Annotated in this window: 14 protein-coding genes and 3 tRNA genes; 5 read left to right on the top strand and 12 right to left on the bottom strand. The window is 57.5% G+C overall.

All coding sequences use genetic code 11. From position 1 onward, the window contains the following. Nucleotides 1-6: 6 nt before the first annotated feature. The 7 genes from hflX to nnr all read right to left on the bottom strand — a co-directional run bounded on the left by hflX (nucleotide 7) and on the right by nnr (nucleotide 8,070). On the bottom strand, nucleotides 7-1,287 hold the full coding sequence (gene hflX, locus ROR01S_RS10675; RefSeq protein ID WP_004857038.1) for a ribosome rescue GTPase HflX: 1,281 nt from the start codon (nucleotides 1,285-1,287) through the stop codon (nucleotides 7-9). Between the two features lie 254 nt (nucleotides 1,288-1,541). Continuing rightward, the gene (gene hfq / locus ROR01S_RS10670; RefSeq protein WP_004857035.1) at nucleotides 1,542-1,850 is read right to left on the bottom strand and encodes an RNA chaperone Hfq; all 309 of its coding nucleotides are present in this window, start codon (nucleotides 1,848-1,850) and stop codon (nucleotides 1,542-1,544) included. Nucleotides 1,851-1,942: 92 nt separating this feature from the next. Next, complete coding sequence (gene miaA, locus ROR01S_RS10665; protein WP_004857032.1) at nucleotides 1,943-2,893, bottom strand: tRNA (adenosine(37)-N6)-dimethylallyltransferase MiaA; 951 nt, start codon at nucleotides 2,891-2,893, stop codon at nucleotides 1,943-1,945. Continuing rightward, nucleotides 2,886-4,751 carry a DNA mismatch repair endonuclease MutL gene (mutL, locus tag ROR01S_RS10660; protein ID WP_015585327.1) on the bottom strand — a complete coding sequence of 622 codons (1,866 nt, stop codon included), beginning with the start codon at nucleotides 4,749-4,751 and terminating at the stop codon, nucleotides 2,886-2,888. Before mutL ends, miaA begins: the two co-directional genes overlap by 8 nt. A gap of 10 nt (nucleotides 4,752-4,761) precedes the next feature. Next, entirely contained in the window at nucleotides 4,762-6,096 is a 1,335-nt protein-coding gene (amiB, locus tag ROR01S_RS10655) for an N-acetylmuramoyl-L-alanine amidase AmiB (RefSeq protein ID WP_004857023.1), read from the bottom strand. 11 nt (nucleotides 6,097-6,107) lie between these two features. Continuing rightward, nucleotides 6,108-6,566, bottom strand: a complete 459-nt coding sequence (tsaE, locus tag ROR01S_RS10650) for a tRNA (adenosine(37)-N6)-threonylcarbamoyltransferase complex ATPase subunit type 1 TsaE (RefSeq protein WP_004857020.1) — start codon at nucleotides 6,564-6,566, stop codon at nucleotides 6,108-6,110. Beyond that, entirely contained in the window at nucleotides 6,535-8,070 is a 1,536-nt protein-coding gene (gene nnr / locus ROR01S_RS10645) for a bifunctional ADP-dependent NAD(P)H-hydrate dehydratase/NAD(P)H-hydrate epimerase (protein WP_160873630.1), read from the bottom strand. The genes tsaE and nnr overlap by 32 nt, the downstream gene beginning before the upstream one ends. A 13-nt stretch (nucleotides 8,071-8,083) precedes the next feature. Between nnr and queG the strand changes: the two genes are divergently transcribed. Continuing rightward, nucleotides 8,084-9,223 (top strand): tRNA epoxyqueuosine(34) reductase QueG, encoded by a 1,140-nt coding sequence (gene queG / locus ROR01S_RS10640; protein WP_064359453.1) that lies wholly within the window; start codon nucleotides 8,084-8,086, stop codon nucleotides 9,221-9,223. Nucleotides 9,224-9,494: 271 nt separating this feature from the next. On the opposite strand, the gene ROR01S_RS10635 is transcribed toward queG, so the two are convergent. The 3 genes from ROR01S_RS10635 to ROR01S_RS10625 form a co-directional block, all read right to left on the bottom strand. Next, nucleotides 9,495-9,570, bottom strand: a tRNA-Gly gene (locus tag ROR01S_RS10635). 24 nt (nucleotides 9,571-9,594) lie between these two features. After that, nucleotides 9,595-9,670, bottom strand: a tRNA-Gly gene (locus ROR01S_RS10630). A 23-nt stretch (nucleotides 9,671-9,693) separates the two neighbouring features. Further along, nucleotides 9,694-9,769 (bottom strand) — tRNA-Gly (locus ROR01S_RS10625). Nucleotides 9,770-10,055: 286 nt separating this feature from the next. On the opposite strand from ROR01S_RS10625, the gene ROR01S_RS10620 reads away from it, so the two are divergent. Next, a complete protein-coding gene (locus ROR01S_RS10620) occupies nucleotides 10,056-10,790 on the top strand; it encodes an arginine ABC transporter substrate-binding protein (protein WP_004857012.1) in 735 nt (244 codons plus the stop codon). Between the two features lie 38 nt (nucleotides 10,791-10,828). Here ROR01S_RS10620 and orn read toward each other — a convergent pair whose 3' ends face one another. Beyond that, nucleotides 10,829-11,374 (bottom strand): oligoribonuclease, encoded by a 546-nt coding sequence (gene orn / locus ROR01S_RS10615; protein ID WP_004857009.1) that lies wholly within the window; start codon nucleotides 11,372-11,374, stop codon nucleotides 10,829-10,831. Nucleotides 11,375-11,534: 160 nt separating this feature from the next. On the opposite strand from orn, the gene rsgA reads away from it, so the two are divergent. The 3 genes from rsgA to mscM all read left to right on the top strand — a co-directional run bounded on the left by rsgA (nucleotide 11,535) and on the right by mscM (nucleotide 16,968). Beyond that, nucleotides 11,535-12,596 carry a small ribosomal subunit biogenesis GTPase RsgA gene (rsgA, locus tag ROR01S_RS10610; RefSeq protein WP_004857004.1) on the top strand — a complete coding sequence of 354 codons (1,062 nt, stop codon included), beginning with the start codon at nucleotides 11,535-11,537 and terminating at the stop codon, nucleotides 12,594-12,596. A 94-nt stretch (nucleotides 12,597-12,690) separates the two neighbouring features. Further along, complete coding sequence (gene asd / locus ROR01S_RS10605; RefSeq protein ID WP_015585331.1) at nucleotides 12,691-13,617, top strand: archaetidylserine decarboxylase; 927 nt, start codon at nucleotides 12,691-12,693, stop codon at nucleotides 13,615-13,617. Nucleotides 13,618-13,641: 24 nt separating this feature from the next. Next, a complete protein-coding gene (gene mscM, locus ROR01S_RS10600) occupies nucleotides 13,642-16,968 on the top strand; it encodes a miniconductance mechanosensitive channel MscM (RefSeq protein WP_015585332.1) in 3,327 nt (1,108 codons plus the stop codon). Nucleotides 16,969-17,055: 87 nt separating this feature from the next. Here the strand turns inward: mscM and epmA are convergent, their stop codons facing one another. Next, nucleotides 17,056-18,033 carry an elongation factor P--(R)-beta-lysine ligase gene (gene epmA / locus ROR01S_RS10595; RefSeq protein ID WP_004856995.1) on the bottom strand — a complete coding sequence of 326 codons (978 nt, stop codon included), beginning with the start codon at nucleotides 18,031-18,033 and terminating at the stop codon, nucleotides 17,056-17,058. Between the last annotated feature and the right edge of the window lie 126 nt (nucleotides 18,034-18,159).

The raw sequence follows: 18,159 nt of genomic DNA, 5'->3' as shown, positions 1-18,159 counted from the left end.
GCAAGGTCAAATCACGTAATCAACCAGCGCTGGCTCTTGTTTACAGAGGCGACGCCAGTCAACGATCGGCATGCGCACCTGCAGACCCACGCTGCCGTCATCCTCCAGCCACTCTTTTTCTATCGCCTGAAGCTGATAGAACCGACTTCTCAGTCGCCCTTCCTGTGGCGGTAAACGCAACGTGTGCTGCGCTACTTCACCGGAAAGCCGTTCCGTCAAAGCCTGAAAAAGCAGTGGTACGCCAACCCCGGTCTGGGCGGAGAGCCAGACCCGAATCGGTTTATTCTCTTCATCTCTATCGATACGCGGTTCAAAATCATCCAGCATGTCGATTTTGTTCATCACCAGCAGCATCGGGATCTCATCGGCCTCAATTTCCGCGAGGACCGTATTGACTGCATCAATGTTTTCCTGCACCCGAACATCGGCTGCATCAATCACGTGCAGCAGCAGCGTCGCCTGACGCGTCTCCTGCAAAGTGGCTTTAAACGCCGCGACCAGGTCGTGCGGCAGATGGCGAATAAAGCCCACGGTATCCGCAAGCACGGTCTCGCCGACATCGGTAACATCAATGCGGCGCAGCGTCGGATCCAGCGTCGCGAACAGCTGGTTCGCAGCGTAGACCTCGGCTTCCGTTATCTGGTTAAACAGCGTTGATTTTCCGGCGTTGGTGTACCCCACCAGCGAGACGGTTGGAATATCGGCTTTGGCTCGTGACCGCCGTCCTTGCTCACGCTGTTTTGACACTTTCTCCAGTCGCGACAGGATCTGCATTATCCGATTGCGCAGGAGTCGACGGTCAGTTTCGAGCTGGGTTTCACCCGGGCCGCGCAAACCAATCCCGCCTTTCTGTCTTTCAAGGTGGGTCCAGCCGCGAACCAGGCGCGTGGCCATATGGCGCAGCTGTGCCAGCTCAACCTGCAGTTTCCCTTCATGGGTACGCGCGCGCTGGGCAAAAATATCTAAGATAAGACCTGTGCGATCGATAACCCGGCATTCGCATAAGCGTTCCAGATTTCGTTCCTGAGCCGGGCTCAGGGCATGATCGAACAGCACGACTGACGCGCCGGTCGCTTTTACGGCTTCCGCAATTTCGACAGCCTTACCTTCACCAACAAAATATTTTGGGTGCGGTGCTTTACGGCTACCGGTAATCACCTGCATTGCTTCGACACCGGCAGAGGAGACCAGGGATTCAAACTCCTGAAGGTCTTCCATATCTTTGTCTTGCGAAAAATAGATGTGTACCAGCACCGCCTGCTCACCGGCATCATAACGGTCAAACAAGCGTAAACCCCTTATAAAATACCAGCGGGGAACACAGTTACCCGTTGTCTTTCAGGCCGCATGGACGTTGGCTTTCTTGCCCGACTCTGGCCGGGCCGCCACACGCGTCGTTCAAATCTGCCCCTGGCAAATTTGTTATTCACCCCAGTCATCTACTTACGCAAATGGCTGGGGAGTCACTACGCGCCGCCTTTCTGCAACCTGAAACGCATCGAATAAACCTGGCTCCCCGGCATGGAAAAACAGCATCAACCTTATTCGGTGTCTTCGCTGTCTTGCTGCGGCGCAGATGAACCCTGCGCGCTACCACCGTGGTGATAGTTGCTTGTACCGCCGCCAGCATTATTGCTGTGGTGAGACACCGGGCGAGACGGGACAACAGTAGAAATTGCGTGCTTGTAGACCATCTGGCTGACCGTGTTTTTCAACAGGATCACGAACTGATCGAAAGACTCAATTTGCCCTTGCAGCTTAATACCATTCACCAAATAAATAGAAACCGGAACGCGTTCCCGACGCAAAGCGTTCAGGAACGGATCTTGTAAAGATTGCCCCTTAGCCATTCTCTCTTTTCCTTATATGTATGCTTGTTTTGTACTCAGAACCTTACGATTCTTAAAAAAAATTACGCACGATACCGTTTAATTGTACACGTTCAGTCCTGGCTCGCACCAACTACCTGTAATACTTTGTTGAGCGCCTGTTCAGGATGTTCACTATCTAACCAGTGAATATCTTCCCAGCCACGTAACCAGGTCATCTGACGTTTCGCTAACTGTCTCGTGGCGCAAACACCTCGATAAACCATTTCATCATACGGGATCTCGCCATCAAGATATGACCACATCTGGCGGTATCCGACACAACGAATGGAAGGCATATCCGTATGCAAATCTCCGCGGGCAAAAAGCGCCCGTACTTCTGCTTCAAAACCCGAAGCTAACATCTGATGAAAACGCTGCTCTATGCGTTGATGGAGCAGTTCACGGCTCGCCGGGGCGATGGCGAACTGATGCACCTGGTACGGCAGAGCGTCTCCTGACGTTTGCGTCAGTTCCGTTAAAGTTTTACCCGAAATGAAAAAAACTTCCAGTGCCCGGGAAAGTCTTTGCGGATCATTTGGATGAATACGCGCGGCGGCAACGGGATCGATCTCCTGTAGCTGCCGGTGCAACGCGTGCCACCCCTGCTCTGCTGCCTGCTGCTCAATTTTAGCCCTGACCTGTGGATCCGCCGACGGTAACGGCGACAATCCTTCCAGCAACGCTTTGAAATACAACATTGTTCCGCCAACCAGTAGCGGAATACGCCCGGCTGCGACGATCTCCGCCATTTCAGCCAGCGCATCGCGGCGAAAATCCGCCGCGGAATAAGCCTCTGCCGGATCGCGAATATCCAGCAGCCGATGCGGCGCAGCGCTCAGCTCCGCGGCATCTGGCTTGGCAGTGCCAATGTCCATTCCTCGATAGATAAGGGCGGAATCAACACTAATCAACTCTACCGGTAAAATTTTACGCAAAGCAATCGCTAAGGCGGTTTTACCGGAGGCCGTCGGGCCCATTAAAAATATTGCCTTAGGCAGGCTCGCCGTGGTGGTATCACTCATCTTTCAGGGCAGTCATCGCCGAATGTAAATCAACAGGTTGTAACAGACCACCCGGCGGCGCTTTTACCAGCTGCGGGCACAAACGTTCAACGTCGGCCAGCACGGTAATCGCCTGCGCCATATTCCACTGCGCATGTTCGCTCGCCAGATTACGCGCAATCCACTGCGCGATGTTGCCGACGTCGAATGCCTTTTGCTGCGCCAGGTAGCCTATCAGTTCAGGAATCAAGATTTGTAAATTTTGTTGTCTTAAGGGTAAAGGCACGGCGCGAACCGTCAAATGTTGCGCGTCAGACTGCAGATCGATACCCAGTAACGCCAGCGCCGACTGCGCTTTATCCAGCGCCGCTTTCTCCGCGGCGGACGCTTTCAGCCGCAGCGGGATCAGCAGCGGCTGAGCGCACACCGGCTCAACCTCCGGCGTCAGCTGCGCCTGCCGTAGCCAGCGTTCAGCAACCGGCAACGACAGCAGCGCCAGCTTGCCGTCTCGCTCCAGCAGGGCGCAATCACCAGCCACGATAGTCAGTACGCGGCCAAAGCTTTGGCTGTGCCCGGAGAGGCCGTCCGCTGCAGGCGCCGGCGCGCTGCTTTTGCGTTCCACCGCCGGTGTTTCCAGCAGCTGGCGATAGAGCGCCCCCTGCTGTTTCTGATAGCCGGGCTGCGCATGCGGCCAGCTGGCTGCGCCCGCAGCCGCGGCTCCCGGCGACGGGCGCGGCGCCTCGCTGCTATAGCGTGGTGCGGCGGGCTCACGAGCCGCCGCCGGCTGGGCAAAGTGGTTGCCGCCCGCCGCCACCCGGTTTTCCGGGACCGTCGGGCGCACCGGCTCAGCTTCGTGTTCTTCTGCCAGCGGGGCGTTAAGCTGCTGCTGGAGCACGCTCAATACGCCCTGATAGATAAAATCATGCACCAGACGCGACTGGTGGAAACGGACTTCATGCTTCGCCGGGTGGACGTTAACATCCACCTGGTGCGGATCGATCTCCAGGTAAAGCACAAATGCCGGCTGCTGGTCGGCCCCCAGCTTATCTTCGCAGGCCTGACGAATCGCATGATTGATTAAACGATCGCGCATCATGCGGCCATTGACGTAGCAATACTGAATTTCCGCCAGCGTCGGGTTGGTATGTAAAGGATCGGCCACCCAGCCGCGCAGAGTCAGATCGCCATGCTGCCACTCGATCGCCAGGGCATGTTCGAGAAACGGCATGCCGCAGATCGCGCCCAGCCGCCGTTCGCGCTGGCCGCCCTCAGGCACCGCACGATACTGGCGCACCGCTTTGCCGTTATGGCTGAGGTTAATGGTGACGTCAAAACGCGCCAGCGCAATGCGTCTGACAATTTCATCGATGTGACCAAACTCGGTCTTTTCGGTGCGCATAAACTTGCGTCGCGCCGGGGTATTGTAAAACAGATCCAGCACTTCCAGCGTGGTACCAACCGGATGCGCCGCCGGTTTGACGGTCACCTCCTGATCGCGCCCCTCGGCGTAGGCCTGCCAGGCCTCCTGCTGCTCCGCTGTGCGGGAAGTCAGCGTCAGTCGGGCAACCGAGCTGATGCTGGCCAGCGCCTCGCCGCGAAAACCGAGGCTGATAATCGCTTCCAGGTCATCGAGCGTGGCAATTTTACTGGTGGCATGACGGGCCAGCGCCAGCGCCAGCTCGTCCTTTTTGATCCCGCAGCCGTTATCGCGAATGCGGATAAGCTTTGCGCCACCGCGCTCAATATCAATATCAATGCGCGTCGCGCCAGCGTCGAGACTGTTTTCGACCAGCTCCTTCACCACCGACGCCGGACGTTCCACCACCTCACCTGCGGCAATCTGGTTGGCGAGCTGCGGCGGTAGAACCTGAATCGGCATGACTGACTCCTTAATTGATCAACGTCCTGCCAGGCGAAGTGGCGCTGGCGGTTTGGGCTGTCTCTCCGCGCGGTGCCGACTGAAGCGGATGTTGCATAAAGTAGTTACGCAGGCCGTTATAAATGGCTTCGGCAATCTGCTGCTGATAATTGTCGCTGCCCAACAGGCGCTCTTCCCCGGTGTTGCTGATAAAACCGGTTTCCACCAGGATCGACGGGATATCCGGCGAGCGCAATACGCCAAGGCTGGCATGCTCAGGACGGCGTTTATGCAGATCGCCTACCCGCTGCAGCTGGCTTAATACGTTGGTTGCCACATCATAGCCAACGCGCTGGGAATGGCCGAACTGTAAATCCAGTACCGCCTGGCTGAGGTAGGGATCGGACTGGCTGTTCGCCAGCACATCGCCCGCCCCGCCAAGCAGTTCAGACTGCTTCTCATGCTGCTCGAGCCAGCCGGCCATCTCGCTGTTCGCGCGACGGTTGGAGAGCACCCATACCGACGCGCCGGTAGCATCGCGATTCGGTGCCGCATCGGCATGAATGGATACCAGGAAGTTAGCGTTCTGCTTACGCGCCACGTCCGAACGCCCCATCACCGAAATAAAGTAATCCCCATCGCGGGTCAATACGGGCTTAAAGAGTGGATCGGCATTTAACAGCGCGCGCAGTTTGCGGGCAATAGCAATCGTGACATTCTTCTCTTTGGTGCCGTTCGGTCCAATCGCACCGGGATCCTGCCCACCGTGACCGGCATCAATGGCGATAATCACCTTATCATCCGACGCCACCGCACGGCTCACCGGGCGCGTCACGCTCTGGCTGCTGGTCATCGCCGTTTGTCGCTCGCTGCCCGACGATTTGAACGGATTCCGTGCGGGCTCGGCCGGGCGTACAGGCTGCAGCGGGGCTTCGACCCGTTTAGCTACTACCGGCGGCGGCGGAGGTGGCGGAGGCGGCGCATCGGCATTAATCGTGAAAACCACGGTGTAGTTTGAGCCATTCTGCTGCTTCACCGCGCGGGTTTTACCATCTTCCGTCAGGTCCACCAGCAGGCGCAGAGTCTGAGTATCCTGCGGCGTTCCCGCCCGAATGCTTTTCACCAGGTTGTTGCCGCTAAACTGCAGCGGTAGCCCCTGAAGCACACCGCTCTGCTTAATATCCAGCGCCACGGTACGCTTGCCCTGTGGACTGAACGAATATTCTGGATCGCCGATAAAGCTAATCGTAATACGGGCCTGCTGATCTCCATTTGCGACCTGGATATCGGATAAACTTGCCGCAGTGGCCTGAATGCTAAACAGCATCAGCGTCGCGGCCAGCCAACTGGTTATGCGATAGATCATCCCGTTATCCTTCAGGCTAAACGCGTCAATATAGACTCACCCAATGCAGAGACCGCCGTTACGCGCGCCTCACGCCCTTGTGCCTGATAGGCAAGATGGATTTCGACATCCGGCTCAGGCAATACACCCGCACCTTGTTGGGGCCACTCCACCAGGCAGATGGCATCGTTAGCAAAATAATCACGGATCCCCATAAATTCGAGTTCTTCAGGGTCCGCCAGACGATACAGGTCAAAGTGGTACACCATCAGATTGTCGAGCGTGTAGGGCTCCACCAGCGTATAGGTCGGGCTTTTGACATTCCCGCGATGGCCGAGCGCGTGTAAAAAGCCGCGGCTGAAGGTCGTTTTCCCCGCCCCTAAATCGCCATACAGATAGATAACCGTCGCGCCAGTACAGGCCTGCGCAATACGGTCACCAAGGTCTAAAGTTGCCTGCTCATCGGCTAAAGGAATCACTCGGTTCATCATGGTTCAGGTCAATCACATCCGGGTTAACAACACGCCTGAGCGTGGAAAAGAGATCGGTCGCCAGCATCCCGCGGCTGCCATAGCGGGCAGCCAGTCGGTCAGCGGCTTCGCCATGCGCCACGCAGCCGGCGCAGGCAGCATCATACGGCGTCAGCCGTTGTCCTGACAGTGCGGCGATAATACCGGTCAGTACATCGCCCATTCCGCCGCTGGCCATCCCGGCGTTGCCGGCATCGATAATAGCCATCTCGCCTGCTTCGCTGGCCACCACCGTGCCCGCGCCTTTCAGCACCACCACGCCTCCGTAACGTTTTACCAGACGTTGCGCAGAAAGTAAGCGATCGCTTTCAATTTCTGCTACGTTACAGTTCAGCATACGGGCGGCTTCACCGGGGTGCGGCGTCAACACACGATTGTGACGTTTATCGGGATTGATTGCCAGCAGGTTCAACGCATCCGCATCCCATACCATCGGCTTGCGGCAATCCCACACCTGGCGCAGGGCCTGGGCTCCCCATTCGTTTTGCCCAAGGCCGGGGCCAATCGCCACCACATCGGCCCATTGCAGGCTGTCATCAATACTTTGCGTGGTCAGCTCGTGGACCATTAATTCAGGCCTGGCGGCGACGACAGGGGCAATGTTTTCTTTGTGAGTGAGCACTCGCACCAAACCCGCCCCCGCCCGTAACGCCGCTTCACCGGCCATGCGGATAGCGCCAGCGGTACCGCGATCGCCACCGATAATCACCAGCTTCCCGTGATCGCCTTTATGCGACGTCGGACGTCTTGGCGGGAGCCAGTCGGCCAGCTGTGACGCATCGAATCGCCGCAGCGGCACCGTCTGCGCAGCCAACCAGCTTTCGAGTCCCAGCGCGTGGTAGTGCAGACGGCCAACCACATCCCGGGCTTTGCCCGTCAGCAGCCCGGGCTTGAGGCCAATAAAGGTGATCGTGCAGGCCGCATCTATCACCGCCCCGGGGGTGGTCCCGGTTTGCGCATTGAGTCCCGAGGGGATATCCAGCGCCACAACCGGCGCAGGATGCGCATTCGCTCGCTGGATTAAGGTCGCGATGTTCTCCCGCGGAGCGCTATGCAGCCCGGTGCCAAGAAGCCCGTCGATAATGAGAGAAATATCCTGTGGCCAGGGAATATCTGCGGCGTGGATGGTTCCACCGGCGTTCAGCCACGCATCACGGGCGGCGCTGGCTTCTTCCGGCAGCGGTTTCTCGCTCTCGAGGGCCAGCAGCGTGACCGCGATGCCGTCGGCCTGCGCCAGGCGCGCCACCACGTAGCCATCACCACCGTTATTGCCATGACCACAGAGGATCAGCCAGTGTTTGCTGGCAGGGTAGTCGGCTCGCGCCCGCTGAAAAGCCGCTTCCCCGGCCCGCATCATCAGCTCAAACAGCGTCAGCCCCAGACTGTCCGCCGCCGCTTTTTCCGCGCGCCGCAGCGCATCTGCAGGCCAGATGAAGTGTGGTATACTCACAGGGTTTTTCGTCATCGTATGGTCCATCATGTCTCAGCCCCTCGATCTCAATAAGTTAGCGCAGCAAATCAAGCAGTGGGGCACTGAACTGGGGTTCCAGCAGGTCGGGATTACCGATACCGATCTCAGCGCCAGCGAACCTAAACTGCAGGCATGGCTGGATAAACAATACCACGGCGAGATGGAATGGATGGCGCGTCACGGAATGATGCGCGCCCGTCCCCATGAGCTTCAGCCCGGTACGTTACGCGTGATCAGCGTGCGGATGAACTATCTTCCCGCCAACGCCGCTTTTGCCCGCACCCTGAAAGATCCCTCGCTGGGTTACGTCAGCCGCTACGCCCTCGGGCGTGATTATCATAAGCTATTGCGTAACCGCCTGAAAAAACTCGGAGAGATGATTCAGGAACAGTGTGCTTCGCTCAATTTTAGACCGTTTGTCGATTCTGCGCCCATTCTGGAGCGCCCTTTGGCGGAAAAAGCCGGGCTTGGCTGGACCGGCAAGCACTCGCTTATTCTCAACCGCGATGCCGGATCGTTCTTTTTTCTCGGCGAACTGCTCGTTGATATTCCGCTCCCTATCGACAGCCCGGTGACGGAAGAGTGCGGCCGTTGCGTGGCCTGCATGACTATCTGCCCCACCGGCGCGATCGTCGAACCCTATACCGTGGATGCCCGTCGCTGTATCTCTTATCTGACCATTGAGCTGGAAGGCGCCATTCCCGAGGCGTTTCGCCCGCTTATCGGCAACCGCATCTACGGCTGCGATGACTGCCAGCTGATTTGCCCGTGGAACCGCTTCTCGCAGTTAACGGACGAAACGGATTTCAGCCCTCGCAAAGCGCTGCATGCGCCGCCGCTGATAGAACTGTTTGCCTGGAGCGAAGCGCATTTTCTGAAGGTGACAGAGGGTTCTGCCATTCGCCGGATTGGCCATCTGCGCTGGCTACGGAATATTGCCGTTGCATTGGGCAATGCGCCCTGGGATGAAGCGCATCTGATGGCACTGGAAAGTCGCCGAGGTGAGCACCCACTACTCGATGAACACATTGAGTGGGCGGTCGCGCAACAAATTGAGAAACGTAATGCCAACGTCATTGAAGTGCAGTTGCCGAAGAAACAGCGTCTGGTCCGGGTGATTGAGAAAGGGTTACCGAGGGATGCCTGATTCATTCACAGGCTGTGAATAAAAACAAAAATACATTGCGTTTCAACACGCAGACGTTCGTCAAGTGATCGGATTAACACTTTGAAATGAAATTTATTTATTAAATATCAGATAGATAGAGAGATATCATTCAAGAAGTGAAGTTTTTCGACGTCAGGCGGCGAGCGTTTAACCTGTGGATAACTCTGTTTACAGTATTTTTCTTGCGACGGCGGAAAGCATCCCCGGTGCGATTTTGCACTGTGGATAAACCGGAGATGAGAAGAAATTTTGGAGCGGGAAACGAGACTCGAACTCGCGACCCCGACCTTGGCAAGGTCGTGCTCTACCAACTGAGCTATTCCCGCTTGGGTATGGTGACTTTCAAATTTTGGAGCGGGAAACGAGACTCGAACTCGCGACCCCGACCTTGGCAAGGTCGTGCTCTACCAACTGAGCTATTCCCGCTTGGGTATGGTGCTTTCAAATTTTGGAGCGGGAAACGAGACTCGAACTCGCGACCCCGACCTTGGCAAGGTCGTGCTCTACCAACTGAGCTATTCCCGCGTACTTCTTGCCATATTTCTATGGCGCCGTGATGTGCATTTCTGCTTCGTCACGGGAGGCGCATTATACGAGAATTCGATTTACCTGCAACCCCCCTGCGAACACTTTTTTGTGTTTTTTGTCTGAATGGACATTTTATCGCCAGGCACACCGCCAAATTGTACAAATAAGCATCGGACAAGGCAAAATAACTTTTTCCAACCGTGCTAAAGGCGCAAAATCGCTCAGATTTCCGGGTCGCGATACCCGCTAACGGTCAACAACCATGACAAACAGGGAAATTCAGATGACAAGAGCGCTTTCCGTCCTGCTGCTGACCACGCTGCTTGCTGCAGGGACAGCATCTGCGACGACGCTGCATTTCGGCACCACGACGGCCAATCCGCCCTTTGAAACCGTGAATGCGAAAAACCAGCCCTCGGGGTTTGATATCGATCTGGCCAAAGCGCTGTGCAAACAGATGCAGGCCGAATGCAAATTTACCCCTCAGGACTTCAATACGCTGATTCCCGCGCTGCGCTTTAAAAAATTCGATGCCATCATTGCCGGTATTGAAGTCATTCCCATGCGCGAAAAGCAGGTTGCCTTTACCCAGCCCTATCGTCAAACGCTCTCCGGCGTGGTGGTGACGACAAAAGGGGCCGCCCACCGCTTCGCCGATCTGAAGGGCAAGAAGCTCGGCGTCGTTAAAGGCACCGTCCACCAGCGTTATTTGCACGATAAACAAAAAGGGGTCAACGTCATCGAGTATGACAATGACGCCAGCGCTCTGGCCGCGCTGAAAGAGGGGAACGTGAATGCCGTGATGGGCGACCAGACAACCCTCGACCCGTGGCTGCAGGAGAATCCTGACTACGCCATGATGGATGAGCGAGCGACCGACCCGAAATATTACGGCAAGCAATATGCCATTGCGCTACGTAAAGACGATCCGGAGCTGCTCAATGCCATGAATGCCGCGCTGGAGGTGGTTAAGGCGTCGCCTGACTTCCAGGCGATGGAACAGAAGTGGTTTAAATAAGATAGCAACGCCGGGGCCAGCTGACCCCGGCGCCGGCATTACAGCTTGATAAAGTTCTCGCGATAGTAAGCCAGTTCCGCTACCGACTCGCGAATATCATCCATCGCCTGATGGGTACCCTGCTTTTTAAAACCATCAAGGATTTCCGGCTTCCAGCGGCGCGCCAGCTCTTTCAGCGTGCTGACGTCGAGGTAGCGGTAGTGGAAATAAGCTTCCAGCTCAGGCATATATTTGAACAGGAAACGGCGATCCTGACCAATGCTGTTGCCGCAGATCGGTGATTTGCCCGCCGGCACCCACTGTTTAAGAAATTCGAGGGTGGCCAGTTCCGCTTCGCGATCGCCCAGGGTGCTGGCCTTAACGCGTTCGACCAGCCCGCTCCCGGTATGGGTGCGCACGTTCCACTCATCCATCAGCGCCAGCTGCGCATCGGACTGGTGAACCGCAATCGTCGGCCCTTCCGCCAGAATATTCAGGTGCGCATCGGTCACCAGAGTGGCGATTTCAATAATGCGATCGCGCTCAGGATCCAGCCCGGTCATTTCGAGATCGATCCAAATCAGGTTGTTTTCATCTGCACTCATGCTATTTTCCACCCATAATTTTACAATTCTGGCCCGTAAAGCTTCAGGATGCAGGCAAAGCAACGTACCAGCATCTTGCAAGATGACGGGTCGATATTCATCTTAGATAGCGTGTATCATAGAGGTTTTGCCCACTTAGGGCGACCAGGAGCCAGTCCGATTGAGTAAAAATAAACTCTCCAAAGGCCAACAGCGCCGCGTGAAGGCCAACCACCAGCGCCGCCTGAAAACGACTTCGGAGAAGGCCGATTACGATGACAACCTGTTTGGTGAAACCTCTGAAGGGATCGTCATCAGCCGCTTTGGCATGCATGCCGATGTCGAATCCGCCGACGGTAGCGTTCACCGCTGCAACATTCGCCGCACAATCCGTTCGCTGGTTACCGGCGATCGCGTCGTCTGGAGACCAGGTAAAGATGCCGCCGACGGCGTCAATGTGAAAGGGATCGTCGAAGCGGTACATGACCGCACCTCCGTCCTGACCCGTCCAGACTTTTACGATGGCGTCAAACCCATCGCCGCCAATATCGATCAAATCGTCATTGTTTCCGCGATCCTGCCCGAACTGTCTCTGAACATTATCGACCGCTATCTGGTCGCCTGCGAGACGCTGGACGTTGAACCGCTGATTGTGCTCAATAAGACCGATCTGCTGGATGCCGACGGCATGGCCTTCGTGAACGAGCAGATGGATATCTACCGCGGCATCGGCTATCGCGTGCTGATGGTTTCCAGCCGTACTCAGGATGGCCTCAAGCCGCTTGAGGAAGCGCTCACTGACCGTATCAGTATCTTTGCCGGGCAGTCCGGGGTAGGGAAATCCAGCCTGCTGAATGCGCTGCTGGGTCTGCATGAGGATCAGATCCTGACCAATGACGTGTCTGACAACTCGGGACTTGGCCAGCACACCACCACCGCCGCGCGCCTCTATCACTTCCCGCACGGCGGCGATGTCATTGACTCCCCCGGCGTTCGCGAATTCGGTCTGTGGCACCTGGAGGCGGAACAAATTACCCACGGCTTTGTCGAATTCCATGATTATTTAGGCCGTTGTAAATATCGCGACTGCAAGCACGATACCGATCCGGGCTGCGCCATTCGTGAAGCGGTAGAAAATGGCCACATCGCCGAGAGCCGTTTTGCAAACTATCACCGCATTCTGGAAAGCATGACTCAGGTACAGGTAAAAACGCGTAAAAGCTTTTCATCATCCGATGACTGACATTTAAGCTGAGCATCGTTAGAATCGTCCCCTTTTTTCAGGACCCCGCACGTTGACGGGGTCAGGAACGACAAATCATGGCCTGGAGGCTACCTTGTTAAACGATCTTAAACTTTCACTGCAATACATTCTGCCTAAACTGTGGCTCACCCGCCTCGCAGGCTGGGGTGCGAGCAAACGAGCGGGTTGGCTGACAAAGCTGGTCATCGATCTGTTCGTGAAATGCTACAAGGTCGATATGAAAGAGGCGCAAAAGCCTGATACCGCCAGCTACCGCACCTTTAACGATTTCTTCGTGCGCCCGCTGCGCGAAGACGCCCGTCCGCTGAATACCGACCCTAACGTGCTGGTCATGCCTGCCGATGGCGTAATCAGCCAGCTGGGCGCCATCGAAGACGACAAAATTTTGCAGGCCAAAGGCCACAACTACACGCTGGAAGCGCTGCTGGCAGGGAACTACCAGATGGCCGATCTGTTCCGCAACGGCACCTTCGCCACCACCTACCTGTCGCCGCGTGACTATCACCGTGTACACATGCCGTGCAACGGTATCCTGCGTGAAATGATCTACGTCCCGGGGGATCTGTTCTCCGTTAACCACCTGACCGCACAGAACGTTCCGAATCTGTTTGCCCGTAACGAGCGCGTTATCTGCCTGTTTGATACTGAATTTGGCCCGATGGTGCAAATTCTGGTGGGGGCCACGATTGTTGGCAGCATTGAAACCGTCTGGTCCGGTACGGTGACCCCGCCACGGGAAGGCGTTATCAAACGCTGGACCTGGCCGGCGGGCGACAGCGAAGGTTCCGTCGCGCTGCTGAAGGGCCAGGAGATGGGCCGCTTTAAGCTCGGTTCTACGGTAATCAACCTGTTTGCTCCGGGTAAAGTAAAGCTGGTTGAACAGCTGCAAAGCCTCTCCGCCACCCGACTCGGCCAGCCGCTGGCGACTGCCGTAGAGACGATGTCCGCGACCGCAGATGGCGTCAGCCCACTGAGCGACGCGACGCAAGACGAAGGTTAATTCCTGACAAAAAAGGGTTATGCCGTGCGCCTGATATATATTTTCCTGCTGGCCTGGAGCCTCAGTCTGGGGGCGTACGCAGCGACAGCCCCCGATGCGAAACAGATCGCTCAGGAACTGGAACAGGCGAAGGCGGCAAAACCCGCTCAGCCTGGTACCGTTGAAGCCTTACAATCTGCACTGAACGCGCTCGAGGAACGCAGCGCCTCCCTTGAGCGCGCGCGCCAGTACCAGCAGGTTATCGATAATTTCCCCAAACTTTTCCAGACGCTGCGTTCGCAGATCGGCAATCTGCCCGATGAGCCGCGCCAGGTCGCAACCAACCTCTCCACGGATGCGCTGAACCAGGAAATCCTGCAGGTCAGCAGTCAGCTGCTCGAAGCCAGTCGCCAGGCCCAGCAGGAGCAGGAACGCGCCCGCGATATCGCCGACTCGCTTAACCAGCTTCCGCAGCAGCAGAGCGACGCGCGTCGCCAGCTCAATGAAGTTGAGCGCCGCGTCGGCACGCAAACCAGCAATACGCCGCTGGCGCAGGCACAGAATCTTGGTCTGCAGGCGGAATCTGCGCGCCTGAAAGCGCTGGTGAACGAACTGGATCTGGCCCAGCTCTCGGCGAACAATCGTCAGGAGCTGTCGCGGATGCGCGGCGATCTGGCGCAGAAACAGGGCAAGCTGCTCGACGGCTATCTGCAGGCGCTGCGTAATCAGCTCAACAGCCAGCGTCAACGTGAAGCGGAGAAAGCGCTGGAAAGCACCGAGCTGCTGGCAGAGAACAGTGAAAACCTGCCGCCGGAGCTCGTGGCCCAGTTTAAAGTCAACCGTGAGCTGTCACAGGCGCTGAACCAGCAGGCCCAGCGTATGGATCTGGTGGCCTCGCAGCAGCGTCAGGCGGCCAACCAGACGCTGCAGGTGCGCCAGGCGCTGAATACCCTGCGCGAACAGTCGCAATGGCTGGGATCCTCCAACCTGCTGGGCGAAGCCCTGCGTGCCCAGGTAGCCCGTCTGCCGGAAACGCCGAAGCCGCAGCAGCTGGATACCGAGATGGCGCAGCTACGGGTGCAGCGTCTGCATTATGAGGATCTGCTCAGCAGCCAGCCGCAGCTGCGTCTGATTCGCCAGGCGGACGGCGAGCCGCTCACCAGCGAACAAAGCCGCATTCTGGAAGCGCAGCTGCGCACGCAGACTGAGTTGCTTAATTCGCTGCTCCAGGGCGGCGATACGCTGATTCTGGAGCTGACCAAGCTGAAAGTCTCCAACGGTCAGCTGGAAGATGCGCTGAAAGAGATCAATGAAGCAACGCACCGCTATCTGTTCTGGACGTCAGACGTCAGCCCGATCGGTTTTTCGTGGCCGCTGGAAATCGTCCACGACCTGCGCCGCCTGGTCTCTCTCGATACCGTCAGCCAGCTTGGCAAAGCCAGCGCCATGATGTTAACCAGCAAGGAGACGCTGCTACCGCTGTTTGGCGCGCTGATCCTGGTGGGCTTCAGCATCAGCTCGCGCCGCCACTTTACCCGTTTCCTCGAACGCTCCAGCGCCCGCGTCGGCAAAGTCACGCAGGATCATTTCTGGCTCACGCTGCGCACGGTGTTCTGGTCGATTCTGGTGGCCTCTCCCCTCCCCGTACTGTGGATGACGCTGGGCTACGGTCTGCAATCGGCATGGCCCTTCCCGCTGGCGGTGGCGATCGGCGAAAGCGTCACTGCCACGGTACCGCTGCTGTGGGTGGTGATGGTTTGCGCCACCTTTGCACGTCCGAACGGCCTGTTTATCGCGCATTTCGGCTGGCCGCGCAGTCGCGTCAGCAAAGCCATGCGCTACTACCTGATGAGCATCGGCCTGATCGTGCCGCTGATTATCGCGCTGATCATGTTTGATAATCTTAACGACCGGGAGTTTTCCGCTTCGCTCGGCCGCCTCTGCTTCCTGCTGATTTGCGGGGCGCTGGCGCTGGTCACCCTGAGCCTGAAGCACGCCGGGATCCCGCTTTATCTCGATAAAGCCGGGAACGGCGATAATATGGTTAACCGCATGCTGTGGAACCTGCTGCTCGGCGCGCCGTTAATCGCCATGCTGGCGGCGGCGATCGGCTATCTGGCCACCGCCCAGGCGCTGCTGGCAAGGCTGGAAACCTCCGTTGCTATCTGGTTCCTGCTGCTGGTGGTCTACCACATCATTCGCCGCTGGATGCTGATCCAGCGCCGCCGGCTGGCCTTCGACCGCGCGAAACATCGACGGGCGGAAATTCTCGCTCAGCGTGCTCGCGGGGAAGATGACGTCGCCCACTCCAGCAGTCCTGAGGGTTCCGCAGAGAACGAAGTGAGTGAAATCGATCTCGATGCGATCAGTACGCAGTCCCTGCGCCTGGTCCGTTCGCTGCTGATGCTGATCGCGCTGGTCTCGGTCATCGTCCTGTGGTCAGAAATTCACTCTGCCTTCGGCTTCCTCGAAAATATCTCGTTGTGGGATGTCACCTCGACGGTGCAGGGCGTTGAAAGTCTGGAGCCGATTACCCTCGGCGCCGTGCTGATTGCCATTCTGGTGCTGATTATCACCACCCAGCTGGTGCGAAACTTACCGGCGCTGCTGGAGCTGGCGATTCTGCAGCACCTCGATCTCACCCCGGGGACGGGGTATGCCATCACCACCATCACCAAATATCTGCTGATGCTGATTGGCGGCCTGATGGGCTTCTCGATGATTGGGATTGAATGGGCCAAGCTGCAGTGGCTGGTCGCCGCCCTCGGCGTGGGGCTGGGCTTTGGTCTCCAGGAGATCTTCGCCAACTTTATCTCCGGCCTGATCATCCTGTTTGAAAAGCCGATACGTATTGGCGATACGGTCACGATCCGCGATCTGACCGGCAGCGTCACCCGCATCAATACCCGCGCAACCACCATCAGCGACTGGGACCGTAAAGAGATTATCGTGCCTAACAAGGCCTTCATCACCGAGCAGTTTATCAACTGGTCGCTCTCTGACTCGGTCACTCGCGTGGTGTTAACCATCCCGGCACCGGCGGATGCCAACACCGAAGAGGTCACGCAGATCCTGATCGCCGCCGCCCACCGCTGTTCGCTGGTAATCGATACGCCGGCACCGGAAGCGTTCCTCGTCGACCTGCAGCAGGGGATTCAGATTTTCGAGCTGCGTATCTACGCCGCCGAAATGGGGCATCGCATGCCGCTGCGTCACGAACTCCACCAGCTAATTCTGGCCGGCTACCGCGAACACGGTATCGATATGCCGTTCCCGCCGTTCCAGATGCGTCTGGAAAGCATTGATGGCAGAAAAAGCAGTCGGGCGCTGACGTCGGCCGGGAAATCCAGCCGCACGGCGGGGAGTCTGTAAGACCCATCGCGCCGGTACGGCGCGATATCCGTTCCCCCATCACCACGCTTCCCTTAGCCCGTTCGGTAAGGGAAGCGGCCGGGCAAATCAGGCGCGATCGACGGTAAAGGCAATCACTTCGCCGATGCTTTCGGCGCCCAGCGCCAGCATCACCACGCGATCGACCCCCAGCGCCACGCCGGAACAGTCCGGCAGTCCGGCGGCCAGCGCATCAAGCAGATTCCGATCGATAGGCTGCTGCGGCAGGCCGCGAGCCGCTCGTTTGCGGTTATCCTGCTCGAAACGCTGCTGCTGTTCACGCGCGTCGGTCAGCTCGTGGAAACCATTCGCCAGCTCAATACCCTTGTAATAGACCTCAAAGCGCTCCGCCACGCGGTGATCTTCGGTGCTGATTTGCGCCAGAGACGCCTGACTGGCCGGGAAGTGATAGACAAAGGTCGGGCGATCTTTACCAATATGCGGCTCGACGCCCATGGTAAACAGCAGCTGCAGCAAGGTATCCCGGTCTTCTTCCGTATCGGCAATGTTGCTCAGATCGAGCTTCGCCGCCGCTTCACGCAGCTGCGTCTTATCGGCCGACAGCGGATCAAGCTCAAGATGACGCAGGAACGCCTGCTGATACGAGAGGCTTTCCGCCGGCTGGCACTCCAGCACCTGCTGAAGCAAGTCATCGACTTCGTTAATCAGCCGATACATGTCATAGCACGGACGATACCACTCCAGCATCGTGAATTCCGGATTGTGGTGACGCCCCATCTCTTCATTGCGGAAGCTACGACACAGCTGGAACACCGGGCCACAGCCCGCGGCCAGCAGGCGCTTCATATGGTATTCCGGGCTGGTCATCAGATAGAGATCCATCCCCTGCGAATAGCCAGGGCCGACGAAACGGGTCTGGAACGGAAACATGTGAATATCCGTCACGGTTGCCTGACTCATGCAAGGCGTCTCCACCTCCAGCACGCCGCGATCGCTAAAGAAACGGCGAATTTCCGCCATTATCGCCGCGCGTTTCAACAGGTTTGGAATGGACGCGCTCGGCTGCCAGGTTGCCGTCTCGCTCATGTTACTTTCTCCGATTTCATACAAGGGCACGAAGTCTACTCGTAACCGTCGGGTGAAACAAATTTTGTGCGAACCGGCCCCCCTGTGACCGACGGGAAAGGTGTTGCCGAAGAGAATTCATCACCA

It is taken from the genome of Klebsiella ornithinolytica NBRC 105727 = ATCC 31898 (assembly GCF_001598295.1).
Taxonomy (GTDB): domain Bacteria; phylum Pseudomonadota; class Gammaproteobacteria; order Enterobacterales; family Enterobacteriaceae; genus Klebsiella; species Klebsiella ornithinolytica.
This window is presented reverse-complemented; position numbering and strand designations above follow the sequence as displayed.